This is a genomic window from Rhizobium sp. OAE497 (assembly GCF_040546565.1).
GTDB lineage: Bacteria > Pseudomonadota > Alphaproteobacteria > Rhizobiales > Rhizobiaceae > Rhizobium.
The window spans coordinates 935,877-957,726 of the sequence record NZ_JBEPOA010000001.1 but is presented as its reverse complement, the minus strand read 5'-3'; the positions used below and the strand labels follow the sequence as shown (position 1 = coordinate 957,726).

Below are 21,850 nucleotides of genomic sequence, written 5' to 3'. Positions count from 1 at the left end.
GATCCCTAGCCTTCCGTTAGCATCCGTTCAAGCATGGTTATGCTGCGTTTTGGCAGTGCCCGGAACGATCTTTGCGGAGCATTGCTTTCCTCAGGCGAAACGCAGCGCCGAGCGCGCTTTCGCCTTGGCTGCCTCTTCCTCGCGGTCACGCGGCGGCTGCGAGGTCTCCAGCGACTCCAGCAATTCGGCGGCGCATCTGGCGATCGATTGCACGGCATGCTCGAAGGCCGCCTCGTTACGCTTTGAGGGCTTGTTGCTGCCGCTCAGCTTGCGCACGAACTGCAGCGCCGCATCATGGATCTCCGCCTCTGTTGCCGGCGGATCGAAATTGAACAGCGGTTTGATATTCCGGCACATGGCCCGCATCCTCCTCGTCTCGGCACCGCGAAAGACGCGCGGCACAAGGGGAAAGCTAGTGGTATCCGTGGCAATTGCAACGGAGTGGGTGTGTCAGGATGGGCTTTCGGTTTGGAGGAGCGGGCTGCTAAGCTCTGGCATGACCAGCCCCATCCCTTCAGACTATCTCATCGGCGGGACTTCCGATTGGAGCGTCAACCACCGGATCAATTCGGCCTTGCCAGGCTATCTGATGATCAGTTCGACTGCCGATACCAACAGTCTGAGCGACCTATCCGCCGACGCGCTGAGTGCGATGGGGATGGTTTTTGCCAAGGTGCAGCGAGCGTTGAGCGATGTCCTCGGCGCCGAGCGGGTCTATATCGGCCGCTACGGGCATTCGCCGGGCTATCCGATCCATTTTCACGCCATCCCGATCTATGGCTGGGTCGAGGAGCTATTCTGGAGCGACGCGCGCTACCGGGTGCTCGAGCGCTTCGCGGATGGGCCGGGGGAGACGCCGACCGATGGCGCGGAGCTGACGCTTTTCGTCTGGCGCGAGTTCTGCGAGCGCAAAGACCCGCCGCCGATCAAGGGTCCGCCTGTGACCGAGACGATCTCTATGCTGCGCCGGACCCTTCAGTTCTGAAGGCAAGGTGCGAGGCGCTCACGCCGTCAGCGTCAGGCCGATCCCCCAGGGATCCCTCAGGAACACGCCGCCGTCGCGCGCTTCGGTCTTGATCTCGAGCTTGTCGAGAGCGGCCTTGGCGGTGCCGAGGGCGGTTTTGTCGTTGAAGTGCAGCGAGTAGTCGGCAAGGCCGGTCATGCTTTCGCTGCGGGTGCCGGCGCCGCGGCTGTTCCAGATGTTGGCGGCGACGTGGTGGTGGTAACCGCCGGTGGCGAAGAAGCTGGCGCCGGGATAGCGGGCCATGATCTTCAGGCCGAGGACGTCGCGGTAGAAGGCGTCGGCTTCGGGTATGTTGCCGACCTGCAGATGGATGTGGCCGATCGCCGTGCCGTCGGCCATGCCGTTCCAGCGATCATCAGGGGCGCTGTCATAGAGCGCCTGGAGGTCGAGGCGGTTGGTGGCCATTTCCACCTGGCCGTCCTGATGGAACTTCCAGACATCGTGCGGGCGGTCGGCATAGATCTCAATGCCGTTGCCTTCGGGGTCGGAGAGGTAGATCGCCTCGCTGACGAGATGGTCGGAAGCGCCGTCGAGCACGACATTGTTATGCGCGGCATGGCGCAGCCAGCGGGCAAGCTCGGTACGGTCGGGCATCAGGAAGGCGGTGTGGAACAGGCCGGCGGCGTTGCGCGGCGCGGTCTGCGCGTTGCTATCCGTCGTCAGCGTCAGAAGCGGCAGGCCGGCGACGCCAAGCACCTCGCCGCTCGCGGTCTTTTCGATCACCTTGAGGCCGAGCATCGACTGGTAGAAGCCGGAAACGGCGGCCAGGTCCTTCACGACCAGATGCGAATGGCCGACATGGGCAGGGCGCGTCAGCGCGTAGGAAGTCTCAGATGTCATCGGTCTCTCTCCCGCCATCAGTTGCGAAGGTGTACCGGCGGTGGCGGCGAAGGCGCCGCCTGTGGCAAGCTCGAGGAATGTTCGCCGGTTCATGATCTCATGGTCCCCTCGGCCGCTGTACTTGCATCCTATATGGCGCATTCCGATTGTTCGCAGAAGACGGGTTTTTGCGGATAAATCGTTCAACATCTGTTGACGCAGTGGGCGCCGCCGCTTGATCCGTATCAGAGCGCCTTATCTATCCTCCGGTAGAGTGGATGCAGTTCATACCGGAGCAGATCATGTACAAGAAAATCCTCGTTCCCATCGAAATCGGCAGTATCGACCGCGGCGAGAAATCGCTGCGCAAGGCGGCGACGCTGCTCGACGAAGGCGGCGAGATCATTCTGCTGAATGTCGTCGAGGACGTGCCGACCTATGTGGCGATCGACCTTCCGGCCGAACTCGTCGAAAACGCCATGAAGGACGGCCGGGCGCGGCTGGAAACCCTGCGGCTGAAGACCGGCATCCCAGCCAGCATCGAGATCGGCCGCGGCCCGCCCGCCAACGGCATTCTGGTGGCCGCCGAAACCCACGGCGCCGACCTGATCATCGTCGCCTCGCATATCCCCGATTTCTCCAACTATTTCATCGGCGCCACCGCCGACCGCGTGGTGCGGCATGCGAAATGCTCGGTGCTGGTGGATAGGTAGGAACCCGTTCTTCCCGGACAGGAGAAAAGGGGCAGTCACCCCCTGCCCTTTTCTCCATCCTCCTGGAAATAGAGCCGCTGAATGATGGCCATGATCAGGGCTGTGGCCCAGCCGAAGATGATCCAGCCGTTGACCGCTTCGAAGACCGAGACCTGGCGCCAGTCCTGGCCGAGGACGATGTCGCCGTAGCCGACGGTGGTGAAGGTGGTGGTGGAGAAATAGACGGCATCCTCGAAGCTCGGCAGCGCGCCGATGAGATAATAGACCAGCGCCCAGAGGCAGATGTCGAGGATGATCGGCACCAGCAGGTAGCTGACCCAGACGACGGTCGCCAAGGTGGCGTGGCGGGTCAGATAATGGGGGTCGATGCGCCGGAAGACCCTGAGGCCGGCAGCCATGAAGATTGCCTGGATGGCGACCGTGGCGGCAATCAGCGCCGTCGCGAGGAGAAGCTTGGCGAACACTGTGCCTCCCGGGATGGATGCGGCCCGCATGGAGCGGCCTTCGCTTCACGATAACAGCTCTGCCGGAGGCTGCATTGAAGAGGATCAATCACCCCGCCCTGCAAAGACTGAAAATCCGCCACCGGCATCGCGAGGCTTGATCGCGGTCAATGCATGAAGGCCGCCTGCGCCGTAGCGTGGGACGTTTCGAAATATGGCGGAGGCGGCTGTGCAGAACGTTCAGCAGACAGGCGGACATTCGCGGCCCTCGGGCATCCTAGCTGCCGCGATCGCCGAGCTGCGCGCCATGCCGCTGCTCGCCCTCCTCGTCTTCGTGCCGGTGGTGATCCTGACGGAGATGGCGGCACCCGAGGCGCATACGCTGCTTTTCATACTCTCGGTACTGGCGATCGTGCCGCTGGCCGCACTTCTGAGCCGGGCGACCGAGGCAGTCTCGGCGCGCACGGGTGACGCCGTCGGCGGGCTGCTGAACGCGACGCTCGGCAATCTCACCGAACTGGTGATCGCGCTTGCCGCATTGCAGGCGGGCGAATATCTGCTGGTCAAGGCGTCGATTGCCGGCGCGATCGTCACCAATACGCTGTTCATGCTCGGCGGCTCGTTCCTGCTCGGCGGATTGAAGCATCATGTGCAGAAGTTCAATCGCGTCAGCGCCCGGTTCCAGGCCTGCCTGTTGTTTCTGGCGACCGTCGCCGTGCTGGTGCCGTCGCTGATCGGCAATAACGGGCAGAAGCCGGAGACGCTGCATCAGCTCAGCCTTGGCCTGGCGATCATCCTGATTGCCGTCTATGCGATGGGCATGCTGTTTTCGCTGAAGACCCATCGCGAGCTCTTCGCCAGTGTCGGCGAGGCTGCGGAGGAGCATGGCGGCTGGCGGCTTTCGACCAGCATCACCGTGCTTGTCGTCGTGACGCTGTTCGTGGCGCTGATCAGCGAGGTCTTCGTCGGCTCGGTGCAGGCGGCTGCCGAGAGCATGGGCATGAGCCCGGCCTTTGTCGGCTTCATCGTCGTGGCACTGGTCGGCGCTGCCGCCGAGATGGCAGCGGCCTTTTCCGCGGCGCGCGCCAACCGGCTCGATCTCAGCGTCGGCATCGCGCTCGGCAGCGCCTCGCAGATCGCCCTCTTCGTCGCCCCCGTCCTCGTCATCCTCAGCTATTTCATCGGCCCCGAGCCGATGTCGCTGGAATTCTGGCCGGGCGCCGTCGCCATGATCTTCATCTCGACGATGGCGGCGAGCCTGCTTTCGAATGGCGGACGCGGCGCCTGGTATGTGGGCGTGCTGGCGCTCGCCGTCTATTCGGTCTTCGGGCTGACGCTGTTCCTGCTGCCGCCCGCCTCTCCCTGAGATTCAGACATCCAGCTGCTTGAGGAAGGCGATCATCCGCTCCGACACCTCGGCGGGGCGTTCCTGCTGCAGCCAGTGACCGGCCTCGGGGAGGATGTGAGAGCCACGCAGTTGCGGCACCAGCGCGGGCATGGCGGCGATGATTTCGGCCATGCCGGGGATGGCGAGGCCGGGGTCTCGTTCGCCGGTCATGAACAGCGCGGGGATCGCGACGCGCTGGCCGGCATTGGCCTGCTGGAGTTCCCAGTTGCGGTCGAGATTGCGGTAATAGTTGAGGCCGCCGGTGAAGCCCGACGCCTTGAAATCCGAAACCAGTCTTTCAAAATCGGCGGAGGGTAGCCAGGCGGGAAGCTCTGTGGGATCGGGCAGCGCGGCGAGCAGGCCGGCGTTGCGACTGACCATCGAGAAGGGATTGGGCGTGGCGTCGCCGGGCTTTCTCGGACCCGCCTCGCCACTCGCCGCATGGAGGATCTTGCGCAGCGTCAGCGCGGGATCGCGTTCGAACTCGGCTTCGGCAAGACCGGGCTCCTGGAAATAGAGCGTGTAGAACAGCGCCCCGTCATTCTGCGGAAAGATCTTCGAGGGCGGCACCGGCGGCAGGCCCATCATCGGCACGCTCAGCGCAATGACGGCCTTGAACCTGTCGGGGCGCAGGAGGGCAGCCTGCCAGGCGATCGTCGCGCCCCAATCGTGACCGGCGATCACCGCCTTGTCCTCGCCGAGCGCATCCATCAGCGCGATAAGATCGCCAACGGCGTGGAAGACGGTGTATTGATCGACGCGTTCGGGTGCGGCCGTCTTGCCGTAGCCGCGCAGATCCGGCGCCACGGTGCGATAGCCAGCCTTGGCAAGGGCGGCGACCTGATGGCGCCAGGCATGCTTGCTTTCCGGAAAGCCGTGGCAAAGCAGCACGAGCGGCCCGGAGCCCGCCTCCAGGATGCCCGTCCTGATCGTTCTCGTCTCGATGACTGTCTCGTTCATGATGGGCTCGTTCATGATGGGCTCCTGATTTGTTGCCTTGGCGCCGGAAACTGAGATAACCAAGGCCGGTGCGGCGAGTAGAAACTGGCGGCGCAGCATGAGTGCTCCCTTTATCCGTAACAATATCTGTTACAGATATGCGGAGCCGTCAAGATAGCGTAACAATAATTGTTGCGGAAAGGTTCGCGATGAAGACCGATGGCCGGCTTTCCCGGATGCTGCATGTGCTGGTGCATATGGGCCTGCTCGGCGGCAGGGAGACGTCGGAACGGATCAGCCAGATGCTGAACACCAATCCCGTCGTCGTGCGCCGGACGCTGGGGGCGCTGCGCGAACATGGGATCGTGGAATCGGAAGGCGGGCGCGGCGGCGGCTGGAAGCTCGTGCGGACGCTGGATGAGGTGACGGTGCTGGATGTGCAGCGGGCGCTGAACGAGGGAGCGATCCTGCCGGCGCCGCTTTCGCGCGATCACCCTTCATGCCCTGTCGAGCGTGCCTCGAATTCCGTGCTGCAGATGGCGCATGCGGCGGCCGAGAAAGAGCTGCTGGCGCGCTATGCGGCGACGACGCTCAGGGAGATCGCCGACATGGCCATCATCGATCAGGGCAAGGAGCCGCCGAAGCTTGCGTGATCCATGATATCAGGCCGATAGGCCGGTTAGCTCAATCGTAGAGGTAATACTTCGTCCAGGTATCCTTCGGCACTTTTTCGCCGATCTGATATTCGAGCTCGCGGACATTGATGTGTTGCGGGCCGGTGATGCAGGTGTAGGAGAGATGGTACCAATCGCCCTTGCTGCGGAAGACGGCGCCGGGGGCGACGAGGCGGTCGTCGCTGGGGACCGGATCCTTGAAGGTGTAGGCGATCACCTTGTCCGGCTTGAAGCCGGTCTTGTCGCTGTTGATGCGGCTCATCGCTTCGGTATCGCAGCTCTGTTCGAGGCGGGTCGCGGGATCGAGCTTTTCAAGCTGCTTCTTGATGGCGGGATCGACGGCGAAGGCGGACGAGGCAAGGCTGAGAAGCGATACGGACAGGACCAGGCATTTCGGCATTTAGGAAGAATCCCTCTATCTGCTCATTCCGGAACAAGCCTCAGCCAGACACCCCCGTCATCCTGCCAGGCAATGCGCAAGTCCCGCGCGACGCTAGCGGACTTTCTTAAACAATGTGGTGACATCAAGGCAACGTGAGGAAGACTTCGATTTAGCAGGAGCTTATCCACCGATGCTTGCGCGGCGCTTGATTGCATCCCGCAGCACCTCTATCTCTTCCCCACCGCAATACCGATCCGGAGCTTTTCATTTGTCCGTTTTCAAGAACCTGCCGAACCCGCCCGCTGCCGCCAAGAAGCCGCTTTCCGATACGCGCCACGGCGTTACCAGGACAGACGATTACGCCTGGCTGCGCGCCGATAACTGGCAGGCGATGTTCAAGGATCCTTCGATCCTCGACCCCGAGATCCGCAAGCATCTGGAAGCCGAAAACACCTATATGAACGCGGCGATGGAAGACACCAAGCCGCTGCAGACGGTGCTGTTTTCCGAGATGCGCGGCCGCATCAAGGAAGACGACAGCTCGGTGCCGATGAAGGACGGCGGTTTCGCCTATGGCACGTTCTTCGTCACCGGCGGCGAACAGCCGCACTATTTCCGCATCCCGCGCGACGGCGACACCAAGGACGAGACGATCCGCGCCGTGCTGCTCGACGGCGATAAGGAAGCCGCCGGAAAGAGCTATTTCCGCCTCGGCGGCCTCGACCATTCCACCGATCACAGCCGCGGCATCTGGGGCTATGACGACAAGGGCTCGGAATTCTTCACGCTGAAGGTTCGCGACCTCGCGACCGGCGAAGATCTCGCAGATGTGATCGAGAATACCGGCGGCGGCGGCATCTGGGCGCCCGACGGCAAGAGCTTCTTCTACTCGGCGCTCGACGAGAACCACCGCCCCTCGAAGGTGTTCCACCACATTCTCGGCACGCCGCAAAGCGACGACCGGCTGGTCTACGAGGAGAAGGATCCGGGCTTCTTCATGGGCGTCGGCGGCTCGCTGCTCGACGATTTCATCTATATCGACATCCACGACCACGAGACCTCGGAATACCGGCTGCTCTCGACCAAGGACCTGACGGCCGAACCGAAGATCGTCGCCGAGCGCGAGGAAGGCATCGAATATACACTGACCGAAGGCGGCGACGTCTTCTACATCCTGACCAATGACGGCGATGCCAAGGATTTCAAGATCGTGGAGGCGCCGGTCAATGCACCCGATAAGGCAAACTGGCGCGAGATCGTGCCGCACAAGCCGGGCACGCTGATCATCAACCACATGGCCTTTGCCCGCCATCTCCTGTGGCTGGAGCGCAAGGACGGCCTGCCGCAGATCATGATCCGCGACCGCAAGACGGGCGAGGAACATGCGATCGCCTTTGCCGAGGAGGCCTATTCGCTGGGTCTCTCGGGTGCCGCAGAATACGACACCGACGTCATCCGCTTCTCCTATTCGTCGATGACGACGCCCTCGCAGCTCTACGACTACAACATGGTGACGCGCGAGCGGACGCTGCTGAAGACGCAGGAAGTGCCGTCGGGCCATAACCCGGACGATTATGTCACCCGCCGCGTCTTCGCGCCCGCCTGGGATGGCGAGACCGTGCCGGTCACTCTGCTCTACCGCAAGGACACCGCGCTCGACGGCTCGGCGCCCTGCCTGCTCTATGGCTACGGCGCCTACGGCATCACCATTCCGGCCGGGTTCAACACCAACTGCCTGTCGCTCGCCGACCGCGGCTTCGTCTATGCCATCGCCCATATTCGCGGCGGCAAGGACAAGGGTTTTGCCTGGTACGAAAACGGCAAGATGGAATTCAAGACCAATACGTTCAAGGACTTCATCGCCGCGGCTGACTATTTGAATCAGCAGAAGTTCACGTCCTACGCTGGTATCATCGCCGAGGGCGGATCGGCCGGCGGCATGCTGATGGGGGCGATCGCCAACATGGCGCCAGAAAAATTCGCCGGCATCATCGCCGCCGTTCCCTTCGTCGACGTGCTCAACACCATGCTCGACGACACCCTGCCGCTGACCCCGCCGGAATGGCCCGAATGGGGCAACCCGATCGAGAGCCGGGAAGAATACGAACAGATCGCCGCCTACTCGCCCTACGACAATGTCGGCGCCAAGGCCTATCCGCCGCTCTTGGCGCTCGGCGGGTTGACGGACCCGCGCGTGACCTATTGGGAACCGGCGAAATGGGTGGCGAAGCTGCGTGAGAAGACGACGGGCGAGGCGCCGATCCTGTTGAAGACGAATATGGATGCCGGGCATGGCGGAGCATCCGGGCGCTTCCAGCGGCTGGAGGAGATTGCGTTCGAATATTCGTTTGCGATCAAGGTTGCGGGGAAGATGTAGGGCGTTGGTGGGCGTGGGGTTCACCCCCCTCTGCCCTGCCGGGCATCTCCCCCACAAGGGGGGAGATCGACTCGTGGTTGGCTGCCCGCACCTTAATTAACGTCACGGCTTGCTCCACTGCTGCTGGAGCGGGCGGTTGTCCCCAGCCAATCTCCCCACCTGCGGGGGAGATGCCCGGCAGGGCAGAGGGGGGCCGGCTGGCCGCCGCGTTCGAGATGGAGGACCCCACCCATGCCCGTCTACATCGCCCTGCTCCGCGCCATCAATGTCGGCGGCACAGGCGCCTTGCCGATGGCGGAACTGAAGGCGATCTGTGATGCGCTCGGGTTCGAGGACGCCAAGACCTACATCCAGAGCGGCAATGTCGTCTTCCGATCCGCTGACAGCGAGAAAACGGCAGGCGAGAAGCTCGACGCGGCGCTGGGGGAGAAGCTCGGCAAGAAACCGGGCGTGATGATCCGCAGCCGCAAGGAAATGGAAGCGATCGCCGAAAACGCCCCCTTCCCCGATGCCAAGCCGAGTTTCGTGCTGGTACATTTCCTGCCGGAAGCGGCACCGAAAGATGCGCTCGACACGATGAGCGCGCCGGATGGCGAGGAGGCTGTGGTTTCCGGCCGGGAGATCTATGTCCAATATCCCATAGGCTCCGGCAAATCGAAGCTGAAGCTCTCGGCGCTGAAGGCCGGAACCTCGCGCAATATCAACACGGTGCGCAAGCTTGTGGAGATGGCGGCGGCGCTGGAGGACGCGGGGCCGGGCTGACCCCGCAGCCCTGCTATTTCACCTGTTCGAAATCCGCCGGTTTCCAGCTGCCCTCGAAGGCCGGGCCATCGGGGCCGTAGATGCGGATATAGGCGAACCAGCCGCGGCCGGGCACGGTCTTGATCCAGCGGCCCTCGCTGTTCTTCGGCGCCTTGGGGCCGAAATAGAGATCGACGCTGCCCGATGGCTTGACGTCCTTCAGTTCGAAGAGCGAGCGGAGCGCGGCCTTGTTCTGGTCCGTCTGCACCTCCGAGCGGGTCTGCGCATCATAGGCGGTCACCGACCAGAAGAGCTTGGCCGGAACGGGCTGGGGAATGGAGAGCTTGTAGGTCTTGCCGCCATCGAGATAGGCGCCCTTGCGGTCGCGCACGCCGAGCCAATAGAGCGAACCGGCGCCGGCGCTGCGGCGGAACATGGCGGGCGAGGTCACGATCGCCTGCGCGAACCAGCGGTCTCGCGCTTCGAGATCGATGCCGGCGGTGGTCTCGAACTGTGCGGTATCGGGCACGAGCCCTACCCATTCCCATTTGCGATCCGGCCAGGCGAAGCGATCGGGACGGTTGCTGTCGAAGGCCGAAACCAGCATCTGGTCGCGCCCCTGGCGTGCCGCCCGCTCCAATATCGCCTTCATGCGCGCGTCGGGCTTGAAGGTCTTGCCCTTCTCGATGCCGACGGTGGCGAGCAGGCCGTACATCGGCTCGAACTTGGCAACTTGCGGCTCCTCCTGAATGACGCGATCGAGCACTTCCCAGAACTTGATATTGTCCTCCCAGGCGAGCGATGTACTGTCCATATCGGTATTGGTGGTATCGACGATCTTCATCGGCTTCGGATCGGCGGCAGTGGAGAGCGGGTAGATCTTGATGGCATGCAGGGCGTCCAGCGCCTTCTGCTGATCGCCGCCGACAGGCAGGGCGCGGACGGCCATCAACACCTTGTTGGTGGCGGAGTGACCGGCGAAATAGCCGTCCGGGATCGCGCCCTTGTAGTCGGGACCGGCGATCAGATGCTTGCCGCCCTTGCCGCCATCCGGGCCCGGGATGCCCATATCGAGGATCCAACTCTGATTGTGATCGTTGGCGAGACCGATATAGCCGCCGGGCGGCAGCTCGATCACCATCGGCTCCTTGGCGACGTCAAGGGTCGCCGAGCCATAGGGGGTGTCGGAATTGAGGGTGAAGCCTACCTGTCTCGGGCCTGCGGCTGCGGCTCCGACCGCCTCGTTGTCCTTCAGCCCGGCCTGCCGGTTGCCGTTGAAGATGCCTTCCACTGACACCGTCGGATACCAGAAGCGGTAGGCGGTGATGGCGCGCTGCAGGTCGGCATCGTCACGGGCTTTTGTAATGGCCTCGGCGGCCGGATAGCCCTTCGAAAACTTGTAGGGTGAAGCCTCAGCCGCGATGGCGGGTGCCTGGATGGCGCCGAGCCAGAGGATGGCACCGGTTAGCAAGAGAGGCCTGCAAATGCTGCGCATCACGTTGATCTCCGTTCTTGAGCTGATGGGAAGGCTTTGGGGCTATGGCATCTTCTCGACATCGGGGAGTTTCCAGCTCTTGTCGAAGAGCGGCTTTTCCGGGCCGTAGAGGCGAAACAGCAGCTCGAACTTCCGCTGCGGATCGACGGGCACCCAGTTGGCTTCCTTGCCTGCCGGAGCCTTTGCGCCGAAGAAGACTTCGACGGAGCCATCGGCGGCTTTCTGCACTCCGGGGGTGATCGAGGCGACGCTTGCCTTGTCCATGTTGCGGATCAGGGCGTGGGTCTCGCGGTCATAGGCGGTGACCGACCAGTATTGCTTGACGGGCGCATCAGCCGGCACGACGAGCCGGTAGGTCTTACCGCCGTCGAAGGCGTTTCCGCCCTTGTCCTTGTTGGCCATCAGGTAGAATTGCGCCGTGCCGATGCGCTTGATGCCGGTGAAGCCGAGCGTATAGGTGACGCCCCGGACATCGACGGGATAGCTGTCCGGATCGGCGTAGCCGCCCTGGGCGGCCTTGACCATTTCGGCCATGGCGGCAGGGAACCAGCGAATTCCCTCGTTCAGCGCTGGGAAGCCCTCGTCATAGCGGGCGGAGAGGAGTGCGTGGGCCTCTTCAGCCGCGGTATCGAGGATCTTCTTCTCCGATGGCTCAGGTGTGTAGGGCTTGCCCTTCTCGATGCCGATCGTCTTCAGCGGATCGATCATCGCGCGGTCACGGTCGAGCCACGGCTCAGTCTGGACGATGCGGTCGAGATTGACGAAGAAGCTCGCATCATAGCGGATCGTCGCATCGAACAGGGTGCCGAAGGCATCGGTAAATCGGGTGGGTGGCGGATTGGCCGCCTGTTTCAGCGGATAGATCTTCAGGCGCTTGCCATAGGTCACCGACTTTTCGATATCGGCATCGGCGTGGCTCTTCAGATTGGAGCGCAGCAGGGCAAAGCCGCTGAACGTATCTGATTTCAGGACGATGTAACCGGGTGGCGTCACGCCGGTATAGCCGGGCGGCAGGATCACGTATTTGCCGCCCTTGCCCTTGTCGGCGCCTTCGGGGCCGGCGTCTTCCAGCGGCATCTGCCAGGCATTGACGATATTACCCGCGAAGGATCCGCCCTCGGCCGGCGGGACGTCGATGACAAGCGGCCCGTCCTTCACGTTCCAGAAGGACATGAGGTAGATCGAATCCGGATTAGGCGTCAGGGTCTGGTTCTGCCAGTTCACCGGCCGCGACCAGTAGACGACCTCGTTCACCTTTGCCTTCGTCTTCGACAGGATTTCCTGCAGCATCAGGTCGGCATTGACGGCGGGCATGCCCCAGATGACCGCCTCGACGGCGCGGCGCTCGACCGAGCGGTCACGGAGCTCCTGCGCGGTGAGAGCCCAGACATGGGCGGGCACAAAGCTGATTGCAGCGGCGGCAAGGAGAAACGGAAAACGTCGCATCGCGGGACCCCCTTCGAGATAGCCGGGAGGTTGAGCGACGCCTTGGCGTAAAAGGAAGTACGTTACGGTAAACGTGCCGCGTAAATTGCCCGCCATGATGGCGAACGGTAGCCGCCCACGCGAGGACGCGGGCGGCCGTGTGCGTCAGGACGCGGCAGTCGCCGCCTGCCTGCTGCGCAGGAGGACCGCGATGATGAAGCCGCAGCCGGCGGTGAGGCTGCCGGTGAGGAAGACGGCGCTGTAGCCGGCACGGTCGGCAAGGAGCCCGGCGAGCGGGCCGGTCAGGCCGTAGGCGAGATCCTGGAAGGCCGAGAAGCCGCCGAGTGCGGTGCCGCGCAGATGCGGAGCGACGAGGTGGACGACCTCTCGGCCCATGGCCGGGAAGATCATCGAGCAGCCGAGGCCGGTCATGAAGGCGCCGAGAAGCGCGAGGTCGGGACTGCCGGCACTCCAGATCAGCATCTGGCCGACGGCTTCCACCGCCATCGAGACGACGGCGACCGTCAGCCCGCCGAAGCGATCCGGCAGGTGGCCGAAAAGGATGCGCACCAGCACGAAGCCGGTGCCGAAGGCCGTCAGCCCGAGACCGGCATAGGCCCAGTGCTGATCGCGGAAATAGAGCGTGAAGAACGAGCCGATCGCCGCAAAGCCGATGCCCTGCAGGCAGACGACGAGGCCATGCGGCCAGATGCGGCCGATGACGCTCCAGAGCGGCGGGCGGCTTGCCGCGGCATGCACGGCGACGGCCGGGATCGGGCGGATCGCCAGAAGCCCGAGCAGCGGCAGGATGGCGCTTGCCGCCATGGTGCCGGTGAAGCCGAAGCGGTCGAGGAGCAGCAGGCCGACCGGGCCGCCAACGGCGAGCGCGCCGTAGATCGCCGCCCCCACCAGCGCCAGCACCCGGCCGGAATTCTGCGGCCCGACGATGCCGATCCCCCAGGAGATGACGCCGACGGCGACCATGCTTTCGCCGAGGCCGATCAGCAGGCGCCCGGCGACCAGCACCGCGAAGGAGAGGACGGGCGAACCAAGCGCCAGCCCGGAGGCCAGCGAGACCAGCGCACCGAGCACATAGAGCCCAAGGCCGCGCTGGACGGCGCGTTTGCCGCCCTCTTTATCGGCGAGCGCCCCGGCATAACCGCGGCTGAGGATGGTGGCGAGAAAGGCGACGCCGACGCCGAAACCGGCCCAACCATTGCCAAGGCCAAGCGTTGCCGTGACATGAACGGGAACGACAGGCAGGGCGACTGCGACGCAGAGATAGGAGATGAACAGAATGGCGGCCAAAAGCAGCAGACGGCGCTGCTCGGGATCGCGGGTCATGCGGAAAGCCATGATATCCTCCTGGCTATTCCTTGGCGGCGGGCACAAAAAAACGCACTCCGACCGGCAAAGGATCGATAAGTGCGTTGCTTGACGTCAAACGCTTACGGCCAGCGAACCGGCATAAGCATGGCCTAATAAAGATTGCGGCCGGTGTCAATGCGGCTCAGGCGCCGAGGACATCGCCGAGCCTGGCGCGGACGGTTTCGAGCACGCCATCGGCAAGCGCGGGGTCGGATTTCAGAATGCCGCGGGAGATGACGATGGCGCCGAGTTCGGCGGCGATCGCGGTGATCGCCAGCGCGCGGCGCTCGTCGTCGGCCATCTGCGGCGGCGCGGCGGCGGCGAGCGCCGCCACCATGTTTTCGAACCCTTCGGCGAAGGAGCGGCTAACCTCGGCGCTGCCGCGGGCGATCTCGCTGCCGGAAGCGGTCATCGGGCAGCCCTCCTCGATCGCGTCGCGCATGTGCCGCGACAGCAGGAAATCGAGATAGCCGCCAAGCGTCGGTTCCGTGTCGCCCGCCGACGCCTTCACATCGCTCAGGCTCTTCTGCATGCCGGATTTCAGCGCTTCGGCGGCCAGCATCTCCTTGGAGGGGAAATGCGCGTAGAGCGCGCCGTGGGTGAGCCCCGCCTCCTTGGCGACTTCGGCAACGCCGACGCCATCGACACCCCTGACGCGGAACAGACGGCCGGCGGCATCCACCAGCGTTTCGCGGTTTGCCGCTGCCTGTTCCCTGGACACCCTGACCATCTGCATTCCCCCACCTATTGACAGGCCGCATTTTTAATTGCATTTGCAATCAAAGTCAAATGATTGCGATCGCAATCAATAATCACGAGGACTGTCATGCAGGAATTTCTACAGGCCATCATCGACGCCCATGGCGGACTGGAGCGCTGGAGCCGGCTGAGCTCGGCCGAGCTCGATCTCAATTTTTCCGGCATCGTTCTGGAAATGAAGGGCTTTCCGCGGCACCTGCGGCCGCATTGCGCCATCGACCTGCGCAGCCAGCGCGTCGTCATCCAGGGGATCGGCGCGCCCGACGAGCTCTGCGTCTATACGCCGGACCGGGTCTGGAGCGAGCGGCCGGACGGTACGGTGACGGCAGCGCTCGATGCGCCGCGCGAGGCGCTGAAGCAGGTGCCGCGCGAGGAACCCTGGCATCCGCTGCACCTCACCTATTTCATCGGCTATGCACTTCGGAACTACCTGACGGTGCCCTTCACCTTTGCCGAGCCCGGCATGCGTTTTCGCGATCTCGGCACGCATGCCGAAGCGGGCGAGACCTGGCGGAAGCTCGAGGTCAGCTATCCCGGCGACATCCCGGTTCATACCGCGACGCAGACGCTCTATTTCGGCCCTGACCACCTGCTGCGGCGGCTCGACTATTCGGTCGACATTCTCGGCGGCGGACCGGCCAATCACTATTGCTACGACTACCGCTCCTTCGACGGCATCATGGTGCCGATCGTCCGGCGCGTCGTCAGCCCGGTCGACATGGGACCGCTGCGGGCGGGGCGCACGACGATCTTCCTGCTCGACTATGTCGATCTCGTCTTCCACGGCACGAAGGGCTGAGGGCGGCCGCCTTCAGAGCCAATACTTGACCGCATAGACCACCGCCATCACCGCGCCGGTGACGATGACGAACCAGCGGACGATGGTGGCGGGGAGGATGCGGACGAGGTAGCCGCCGAGATAGCCGCCGAACAGGGCGCCCGAGAGCATGACCAGTGTCTGCGGCCAGCTGACGGCGCCCTCGAGGACGAAGATCGTCACGGCGGCGATGCTGACGGCGGTTGCCAAGAGGTTCTTCAGCGCCTTGACGCGGCGGATGTCGTCGGGATCGCCGATCGCCAGAACCGCGGTCAGGATGACGCCGAGACCGGCGCCGAAGAAGCCGCCATAGACCGAGGCGAGCGCCAGCACCGAGGAACCGGTAAGCTGCGACGGCTCGCCGCCGCCGCGGCGGCGCTCCGCCCAGGCGGCGATCTGCGGCGAGAACAGGAAGAGCAGCGTCGCGGCACCGATCAGCGCCGGCACTGGCAGCACGAAGAGCCGCTCCGGCAGCGCCAGCAGCAGCAGCGCGCCGAGAATGCCGCCGATCAGGCAGATCAGAACCGAGAGGCCGAGTTTGAGATCGAGCGGCTGCAGCTTGCGGTGATCGGCGAGCACTGCGAGCAGATGGCCGGGGACGATGGCGACGGCATTGGAGGCATTGGCGGTCACCGGCGGCAGGCCGGAGGCCAGCATGGCGGGAAAGGTGAGCAGCGTCGCGCCGCCCGCCAGCGCGTTGATGACGCCGCCGGCAATGCCCGCGGCAAACAGCAGAATTGCGATCTCCAGGCTCATCGGCGGCTCCCCATCCCCCTGCCCTAGCTAGCCGTCTCGCGCCGCGCCGCCAAGCCGCCGCCGGCGGCGAACGGTTCTGCCGGAGGCCGATTTTGAGATTTGCCGCGGCAATGCGATAATCGCCTGAGGAGAGAGCGATGGGGCGTCACTGGCGGATCCTGACTGCGCTGCTTTCACTGGCGCTCGTCAGCGCCGGTCCGGCCGACGACGGCCGCTGGTATGCCGGCGACTTCTCCTTTTCCGACGAGCTCGGCGGCTTCCATATTCTTGGTATTTCAGGCAGCGGTACGCGCGACGATCCGATCGAGATCACCGAGGCGATGACCTCCTCCGATCCGGTGACGCTGATCATCCGCGCTGCGAACCCGGCAACGCTCGACACGCTGCGGCAGAACTCGATGCACCTGCGCATGGTGACGGTGAACGAGAGCAAGCTCGCCTGGATCGGCTTCGAATTCGAACTGGAGGAAATCCGCGGCAAGCCCAGCGACTTCTACGACGGCCTGTCCTTCGGGCAGACCAATCCCAATCCGGATTTCATCTCCTCCGACCGGTTTGCGCATTTCCAGAACCAGTTCGAGAGCTTCGACCGGCTGCGCTTCGATCAGGGCCATGCCGACCCGAAGACGAAGGCGAGCTTCGGCTTCTTCGTGACCGACGTGACGCCGGTGCCGGAATTCTTTCTGGTGCAGGATCCGCTGATACCGGATTCGTGAGCGGCTATCAGCCGAGGCTGACGAGTGCCGTTCCGGCGATCGCCATGGCCGCGCCGGCCCAGGCATAGGGCTGCGGCATCTTTCCGCTTCTCAGCCACACCATCGGCAGGATGACGATCGGGGTCATGGAGGAGAGCGTCGAGACGATGCCGACGCTGCCGGTTTTCAGCGCGCCCATCAGCAGCGACATGCCGAGCGCCGTGCCGAAGAAGGCCGAGATGACGGCGAGCGGGAAATCCCGCCTTTCGATCTCCCCCGTCTGGCGGCGGATGGCGGGCAGCAAAAGCAGCGCCCAGAAGAAGATGACGGCAAGGCCGGAGCGGACGGCCATGGCGGCGAATGGCTCGACACCGGCGGCCATTGCCGGGCGGGCGAGAAGGCTGCCGACGGCCTGGCCGAAAGCGGTGACGACGCCGAGCGCGATGCCTTTCAGCGACGGGCTTTCCTGCGGCGCGGGGGCCTCGATCGGCTCGCCATCGGCAAGCGGGATCATCGGCGCCGGGCGGCGTCGGCGCACGCCGATGGCAATGACGATGCCGCAGAGAATGAGCGCGACACCGGCGCCCTGCATGGCGCTGATGGTTTCCCCGAAGACGACATAGCCCATGGCGAGCGCGAAGGGAGATGCGAGCGAGAAGAGCAGCGCCGTGACCCGCGGCCCGGCGGCGTAGATCGCCGCGAAATAGGTGGTGCTGGCGAGCACGATGCCGAACAGGCCGGAACCGGCGAGCGCCGAAAACTGCCAGGCGCCGAGCGTTGCCCAGCCGCCGAGCGCGGTCGCTGCAAGCGCCGTCATCAGGAAGGCGGCGGTGATCTGCCAGCGGGCAAGGCGCATCAGCGGCACCCGGCCGTTCAGCTCGTTGATGAACATCGAGCTCAGGGCCATGCAGATGGCGGAACCAAGGGCAAGCGCTTCGGAAATCAGCAAAGAGGGGCTCCAGGACGGGAGGCATCCATGGCTGCCGGTCCGCGCCCTGTCAATGCATTGCTTAGCAATTGCTTTTATTGCCGGAAGGTCGTGACCGCACCAGCCTGTGGCTGGAACAGCAGCTTGATCAGCGAGCGCAGCACGAGGATCTGTTCGGCGAGGCTGTTCGGCTCCTTCAGCGCCCGCGACAGCACGATGCCGCCTTCGAGCACGGTCGAAACCATATCGGCGAGCTGATCGACCTCCAGCGGTTCGCGCGGCCTGTAGACCGCCATGATCTCCTCGAACATCCGCCCGAAGCGGCGGCGCCAGGCGAGCACGGCGTTGCGGTTGGTCTCCTGGATTTCGCGGTCGAAGATGCGCTCGTAATAGCAGACGGTGGCGACCAGGCAGCCCGGATGACCGTTCGGCAGATCGGCCAGCAGTTCGGAGAGCAGCTTGAGGCCGAGCAGGAAGGCCTGTAGCGGATCGTCCGTCAGGTCGCGGGCGCGGCTGAAGATCTCGTCATAGATGCGCTCGTCATTTTCGATGTAGCGGTTGAGCAGCGCCTTGGCGAGCTCGTTCTTGTCCCGGAAATGGTAGAAGAAACCGCTCTTGGTGATGCCGGTTTCGGCGATCAGCTCCTCGATCGACGTGCCGCCGAAACCCTTCTGAAGCACGGCAGCTTCGGCGACATCGAGGATGCGCGTCCTCGTTTCGATGCCCTTTTTCATGCTCCCTCCTGTACCGCCGGTACAGTTTTCAGTTGCCGAAACGTTTTACTGATCGCAACCCGGCAATCGGAAAACGCGAGCAAGATCATGATTTCAATAGGCAATGTCGGCGACCAATCCGAAGTATACCGCAAGTCGCCTAGTTTGCCATGCAATTAAGCGCGAGAACTCTATTGCCGGCACCAAGTAGAGGTGACACCGGCCTGTGTAGGGGCGGGCTTTTGAAATGGCACAATACAGACAGAAACTGCCGCAGCTCGGCAGCGGTACCTTCATCTCCGATGGCGGGATGGAGACGGTGCTGATCTTCCACGAGGGCGTCGAGCTGCCGCACTTTGCGGCCTTCACGCTGCTCGCCTCCGAAGAGGGACGGCGCAGGCTGAGGGACTATTACCGGCGCTATCTCGATATCGCTAGGCGCCACGGCACCGGCTTCGTGCTCGACAGCGCCACATGGCGGGCCAATGCCGATTGGGGCGCGCGTCTCGGCTATTCGCCCGACAAGCTGAAGGCGGCCAACGAGGCGGCAATCGAGCTGATTTCGGGTCTGCGGCAAAGCTATGAGCGGCGCGGCATGCCGATCGTGCTCGGCGGCGCTATCGGCCCGCGCGGCGACGGCTACAAGGCGGGCGCGATGAATGCCGCGGAGGCCGAGGACTATCACGGCGAGCAGATCGCCACGTTTGCCGGGACCGAGGCCGACATGGTCAGCGCCTTCACGCTCACCAATATCGACGAGGCGATCGGCATTGCGCGGGCCGCCCGCGCTCACGGCATGCCCTGCGCGATCTCGTTTACCGTCGAAACCGACGGGCGGCTGGTGACCGGCCGCAGCATCGAGGAAGCGATCGAGACGACGGATGCGGCAACCGGCGGCGCACCGGCCTATTACATGATCAACTGCGCCCACCCGGCGCATTTCGACACGGTGCTGGCGCAGGGCGGCGCCTGGGTGAAGCGGATCGCCGGCATCCGTGCCAATGCCTCGATGATGAGCCATGCCGAGCTCGACGAGAGCGAGGTGCTGGATGCGGGCGACCCCGCAGATCTCGGCCGCCGCTACCGGCAGCTGATCGCCGCCCTGCCGCATTTGCGGGTGCTCGGCGGCTGCTGCGGCACCGACCACCGCCATGTCGCAGCAATCTGCGAAGCCTGCCTGCCGCAGGCAATGAGCGCTTGAGGGAGAAAGCGATGACCAGCCTGAGAAAGAAACTGACCCCGAGACGGCTGATACGGATGATGACGCATCACCCGATCTGGCCGAAGACCAAAAGCAAGGCCCGCCAATGCGCCGATGCCGGCATGATGCCCTTCGAAGCCGTGGACAGCCATCTGCTGCGCGACATCGGCATAGGGCCGCATGGGCGACGATCGACGTGTGAGTGAGCGAATAGTGAGTAGTGAATTGGAGGTCCGGGTGCGCTGTGCCCGGGCTTTTTGACGTTTCAAGCGCCCTCCCCGCCGGATAGTTGACAGCGAGCCTCTCCGAGAATAGACCGATATGGTCGAATACCTACCGATTCGGTTGAAAACCCGATTGCCGCTGAGCGCGGCGGTCGGGTGACGGCGAGCCTTTGACCTTTCACATGTCTGGAACACATCATGAGACTTCTCAGCGAACCCATCGCGATCATCCGGCGGCACAGGCGGGCCTATCTGCTGCTGAACGCCGGCTTCTACGGCCTCTTCCTCTGCGCCATGGCGCTGACCCTGCTGGCGCCCGAACTGCAGGGCTTCTTCAAGCCCGATATCGACCAGGCCTATCTGAAGCCCGGCATTCTGAAATCGGTGGCGGATGCCTATGCGAGCAGGAGCATCCTGCTGGCGATCGCACTGACCTTCGCCGTCAACCTCGCAGTTGCAGTGTTCATGACGACGCTTCCGTCGCTGATCATTCCGTTCATCGGCATTCTTGCCGTGCTCCAGCGCGGCATTCTCTGGGGCATCATGTTCGCGCCGATCGGCCCGCATCCGGCGATGCTGATCCCGCATTCGCTCACGCTCTTCATCGAGGGACAAGCCTATGTGCTGGCGGGCTTTGCCGCCTATGTCCACGGCCGGACGTTTCTCAGGTTCGATCACTATCGGCTGAGCTCGAGCTGGGAGGCCTACAAGGCGGGAACCGTCTCGACAGTCCGGCTCTATGCCGCCGTCATCCTCGCCCTGCTGATCGGTGCGATCTACGAGGTCCTGGAAGCAATCTACATCATCCCGCACCTCCTCTAGCCAACCACCTCCTCCCTCACCCCGACGCCATCATGCGCAGCCCGCGCAGCCGATGACGCATGCCCGAAAGGACAAGAAATGCAGATGAAAACGACCGTGATGCTGACGCTTGCCGCCACGCTCCTGATCTCAGGATGCCAATCGGCGCAGCAATCGATGGACAGCGCCTATGTGACTTGTGCCGATGCCGGTGCCCGCCCCGGATCGTGGCAGCACGAGCGCTGCACGCGAAACGTCTATGCCGAGAACCGGCGGAAATCCGATGAGGCGGCGGCGGCCGTGGCTGTCGGCGTCGCCGCCGGTGCGGTCGGCGCCTATGCGATCTCGCAGGCGGCCAAGGACGACCGCAAGGACTGGAACCACCGGCACCGGCCACGGCCGCGCTGGTAAGCGGTGCAATCCTGAAAGAAATCCACCCGGGCTTTCAGAGGCCCGGGCGTTCTAATGTCCGAGCGCATCCATGGCGGCCGCGGCAATCATCCCGCGCCATTCCTTCGAAAGCTTGTTCTTCTCGGCGATGGCGGCGGTGATGCCAAGTCCGGCAAAGGCGCTGGTGACGCGCACCAGCCTGTCCATCTCGAGGTTCGCCGGGTCGATGCCGAGCGCCTCGTACATGATGAGGCCGATTGCCGTCAGTTCCGCATTCTCAGGATCCGGGTCGACAGCGATGCGGTTGCTGAGCGCCGAAATACCGGGACGTTCGAAGGCGAAATCGATGGAGGCCTCGACCAGCGCCCGGTCGCGCTCGATGCCGACCGGCAGCGACCTGACCCCGGCCGCCATCGCCTCGATATACGCGCGCAGGGCGCTGATCACGGCGTCGTAGAGCGCCTTCTTGCTCGGGAAGTGGTGCAGCAGTCCCGCCTTGGAATAGCCGACCGCATCGGCGATCTGCTGCAGCGAGGTGTGCTCGAAATCATGCCGGGCAAACAGCGCGGCGGCGCGGTCGACGATTTCGGCGTCTATCTGGGTCTTGGTCGGTCTGAGCATGGGCGGATGTGCGTTGAGGTGATCTTGGATCACCCTATACGCAATAAGGCGGCACTTGTCTGTGCCGCTTTTCCGGTGTCCCCGTCTAGGACCAATCGACATTCAGCACATACCGGCCTGCAAATGGCACTTTTCGGCGCAGCCTGAACTGAATGTCG

At 63.9% G+C, this 21,850-nt stretch carries 25 protein-coding genes; 12 read left to right on the top strand and 13 right to left on the bottom strand.

The genetic code is table 11. The features are described from left to right. Nucleotides 1-90 precede the first annotated feature (90 nt). Nucleotides 91-357 carry a DUF2277 domain-containing protein gene (locus tag ABIE40_RS04890; RefSeq protein ID WP_112719191.1) on the bottom strand — a complete coding sequence of 89 codons (267 nt, stop codon included), beginning with the start codon at nt 355-357 and terminating at the stop codon, nt 91-93. Between the two features lie 139 nt (nt 358-496). Here ABIE40_RS04890 and ABIE40_RS04885 point away from each other — a divergent pair, with 139 nt between their 5' ends. Then, nucleotides 497-985, top strand: a complete 489-nt coding sequence (locus ABIE40_RS04885; RefSeq protein ID WP_199626454.1) for an HIT family protein — start codon at nt 497-499, stop codon at nt 983-985. Between the two features lie 18 nt (nt 986-1,003). Here the strand turns inward: ABIE40_RS04885 and ABIE40_RS04880 are convergent, their stop codons facing one another. Continuing rightward, a complete protein-coding gene (locus ABIE40_RS04880; protein WP_354540969.1) occupies nt 1,004-1,864 on the bottom strand; it encodes a VOC family protein in 861 nt (286 codons plus the stop codon). 281 nt (nt 1,865-2,145) lie between these two features. Between ABIE40_RS04880 and ABIE40_RS04875 the strand changes: the two genes are divergently transcribed. Then, the gene (locus tag ABIE40_RS04875) at nt 2,146-2,556 is read left to right on the top strand and encodes a universal stress protein (protein ID WP_112719193.1); all 411 of its coding nucleotides are present in this window, start codon (nt 2,146-2,148) and stop codon (nt 2,554-2,556) included. A gap of 35 nt (nt 2,557-2,591) precedes the next feature. On the opposite strand, the gene ABIE40_RS04870 is transcribed toward ABIE40_RS04875, so the two are convergent. Next, nucleotides 2,592-3,050 carry a potassium channel family protein gene (locus tag ABIE40_RS04870; RefSeq protein WP_130278770.1) on the bottom strand — a complete coding sequence of 153 codons (459 nt, stop codon included), beginning with the start codon at nt 3,048-3,050 and terminating at the stop codon, nt 2,592-2,594. Nucleotides 3,051-3,213: 163 nt separating this feature from the next. Here ABIE40_RS04870 and cax point away from each other — a divergent pair, with 163 nt between their 5' ends. After that, on the top strand, nt 3,214-4,365 hold the full coding sequence (cax, locus tag ABIE40_RS04865; RefSeq protein ID WP_199626452.1) for a calcium/proton exchanger: 1,152 nt from the start codon (nt 3,214-3,216) through the stop codon (nt 4,363-4,365). Between the two features lie 3 nt (nt 4,366-4,368). On the opposite strand, the gene ABIE40_RS04860 is transcribed toward cax, so the two are convergent. Continuing rightward, nucleotides 4,369-5,361, bottom strand: a complete 993-nt coding sequence (locus ABIE40_RS04860) for an alpha/beta fold hydrolase (RefSeq protein WP_354540967.1) — start codon at nt 5,359-5,361, stop codon at nt 4,369-4,371. Nucleotides 5,362-5,534: 173 nt separating this feature from the next. Between ABIE40_RS04860 and ABIE40_RS04855 the strand changes: the two genes are divergently transcribed. Further along, complete coding sequence (locus ABIE40_RS04855; RefSeq protein WP_199626450.1) at nt 5,535-5,978, top strand: RrF2 family transcriptional regulator; 444 nt, start codon at nt 5,535-5,537, stop codon at nt 5,976-5,978. A gap of 31 nt (nt 5,979-6,009) precedes the next feature. On the opposite strand, the gene ABIE40_RS04850 is transcribed toward ABIE40_RS04855, so the two are convergent. Then, complete coding sequence (locus ABIE40_RS04850) at nt 6,010-6,399, bottom strand: DUF930 domain-containing protein (RefSeq protein WP_112719198.1); 390 nt, start codon at nt 6,397-6,399, stop codon at nt 6,010-6,012. A gap of 250 nt (nt 6,400-6,649) precedes the next feature. Between ABIE40_RS04850 and ABIE40_RS04845 the strand changes: the two genes are divergently transcribed. Then, nucleotides 6,650-8,758 (top strand): S9 family peptidase, encoded by a 2,109-nt coding sequence (locus ABIE40_RS04845; protein ID WP_199626449.1) that lies wholly within the window; start codon nt 6,650-6,652, stop codon nt 8,756-8,758. A 231-nt stretch (nt 8,759-8,989) separates the two neighbouring features. Next, the gene (locus ABIE40_RS04840) at nt 8,990-9,520 is read left to right on the top strand and encodes a DUF1697 domain-containing protein (protein ID WP_199626448.1); all 531 of its coding nucleotides are present in this window, start codon (nt 8,990-8,992) and stop codon (nt 9,518-9,520) included. A 13-nt stretch (nt 9,521-9,533) separates the two neighbouring features. On the opposite strand, the gene ABIE40_RS04835 is transcribed toward ABIE40_RS04840, so the two are convergent. The 4 genes from ABIE40_RS04835 to ABIE40_RS04820 all read right to left on the bottom strand — a co-directional run bounded on the left by ABIE40_RS04835 (nt 9,534) and on the right by ABIE40_RS04820 (nt 14,523). Then, on the bottom strand, nt 9,534-10,994 hold the full coding sequence (locus ABIE40_RS04835) for a DUF1254 domain-containing protein (protein ID WP_199626447.1): 1,461 nt from the start codon (nt 10,992-10,994) through the stop codon (nt 9,534-9,536). 42 nt (nt 10,995-11,036) lie between these two features. After that, nucleotides 11,037-12,440 carry a DUF1254 domain-containing protein gene (locus tag ABIE40_RS04830; RefSeq protein WP_199626446.1) on the bottom strand — a complete coding sequence of 468 codons (1,404 nt, stop codon included), beginning with the start codon at nt 12,438-12,440 and terminating at the stop codon, nt 11,037-11,039. Nucleotides 12,441-12,584: 144 nt separating this feature from the next. Further along, the gene (locus tag ABIE40_RS04825) at nt 12,585-13,775 is read right to left on the bottom strand and encodes an arabinose transporter (RefSeq protein ID WP_199626445.1); all 1,191 of its coding nucleotides are present in this window, start codon (nt 13,773-13,775) and stop codon (nt 12,585-12,587) included. A 154-nt stretch (nt 13,776-13,929) separates the two neighbouring features. Next, a complete protein-coding gene (locus ABIE40_RS04820) occupies nt 13,930-14,523 on the bottom strand; it encodes a TetR/AcrR family transcriptional regulator (protein ID WP_354540966.1) in 594 nt (197 codons plus the stop codon). Between the two features lie 90 nt (nt 14,524-14,613). Here ABIE40_RS04820 and ABIE40_RS04815 point away from each other — a divergent pair, with 90 nt between their 5' ends. Further along, a complete protein-coding gene (locus ABIE40_RS04815) occupies nt 14,614-15,345 on the top strand; it encodes a hypothetical protein (RefSeq protein ID WP_199626444.1) in 732 nt (243 codons plus the stop codon). Nucleotides 15,346-15,357: 12 nt separating this feature from the next. Here the strand turns inward: ABIE40_RS04815 and ABIE40_RS04810 are convergent, their stop codons facing one another. Further along, nucleotides 15,358-16,119 carry a sulfite exporter TauE/SafE family protein gene (locus tag ABIE40_RS04810; RefSeq protein ID WP_199626443.1) on the bottom strand — a complete coding sequence of 254 codons (762 nt, stop codon included), beginning with the start codon at nt 16,117-16,119 and terminating at the stop codon, nt 15,358-15,360. 137 nt (nt 16,120-16,256) lie between these two features. Here ABIE40_RS04810 and ABIE40_RS04805 point away from each other — a divergent pair, with 137 nt between their 5' ends. Beyond that, a complete protein-coding gene (locus ABIE40_RS04805) occupies nt 16,257-16,835 on the top strand; it encodes a hypothetical protein (RefSeq protein WP_199626442.1) in 579 nt (192 codons plus the stop codon). A 7-nt stretch (nt 16,836-16,842) separates the two neighbouring features. Here the strand turns inward: ABIE40_RS04805 and ABIE40_RS04800 are convergent, their stop codons facing one another. Further along, nucleotides 16,843-17,763 carry an EamA family transporter gene (locus tag ABIE40_RS04800; protein ID WP_199626441.1) on the bottom strand — a complete coding sequence of 307 codons (921 nt, stop codon included), beginning with the start codon at nt 17,761-17,763 and terminating at the stop codon, nt 16,843-16,845. Nucleotides 17,764-17,837: 74 nt separating this feature from the next. Next, on the bottom strand, nt 17,838-18,476 hold the full coding sequence (locus ABIE40_RS04795; RefSeq protein WP_112719208.1) for a TetR/AcrR family transcriptional regulator: 639 nt from the start codon (nt 18,474-18,476) through the stop codon (nt 17,838-17,840). Nucleotides 18,477-18,702: 226 nt separating this feature from the next. On the opposite strand from ABIE40_RS04795, the gene ABIE40_RS04790 reads away from it, so the two are divergent. From ABIE40_RS04790 to ABIE40_RS04775, 4 genes are all read left to right on the top strand, one after another. Beyond that, the gene (locus ABIE40_RS04790; protein WP_199626440.1) at nt 18,703-19,656 is read left to right on the top strand and encodes a homocysteine S-methyltransferase family protein; all 954 of its coding nucleotides are present in this window, start codon (nt 18,703-18,705) and stop codon (nt 19,654-19,656) included. A gap of 11 nt (nt 19,657-19,667) precedes the next feature. Continuing rightward, a complete protein-coding gene (locus ABIE40_RS04785) occupies nt 19,668-19,862 on the top strand; it encodes a hypothetical protein (protein ID WP_199626439.1) in 195 nt (64 codons plus the stop codon). A 216-nt stretch (nt 19,863-20,078) separates the two neighbouring features. After that, nucleotides 20,079-20,702, top strand: a complete 624-nt coding sequence (locus ABIE40_RS04780; protein WP_199626438.1) for a hypothetical protein — start codon at nt 20,079-20,081, stop codon at nt 20,700-20,702. Nucleotides 20,703-20,780: 78 nt separating this feature from the next. After that, the gene (locus ABIE40_RS04775) at nt 20,781-21,092 is read left to right on the top strand and encodes a hypothetical protein (protein WP_210341030.1); all 312 of its coding nucleotides are present in this window, start codon (nt 20,781-20,783) and stop codon (nt 21,090-21,092) included. 51 nt (nt 21,093-21,143) lie between these two features. Here the strand turns inward: ABIE40_RS04775 and ABIE40_RS04770 are convergent, their stop codons facing one another. After that, nucleotides 21,144-21,692, bottom strand: coding sequence for a TetR/AcrR family transcriptional regulator (locus ABIE40_RS04770; RefSeq protein WP_199626436.1), 549 nt, complete (start codon nt 21,690-21,692; stop codon nt 21,144-21,146). Nucleotides 21,693-21,850: the final 158 nt, after the last annotated feature.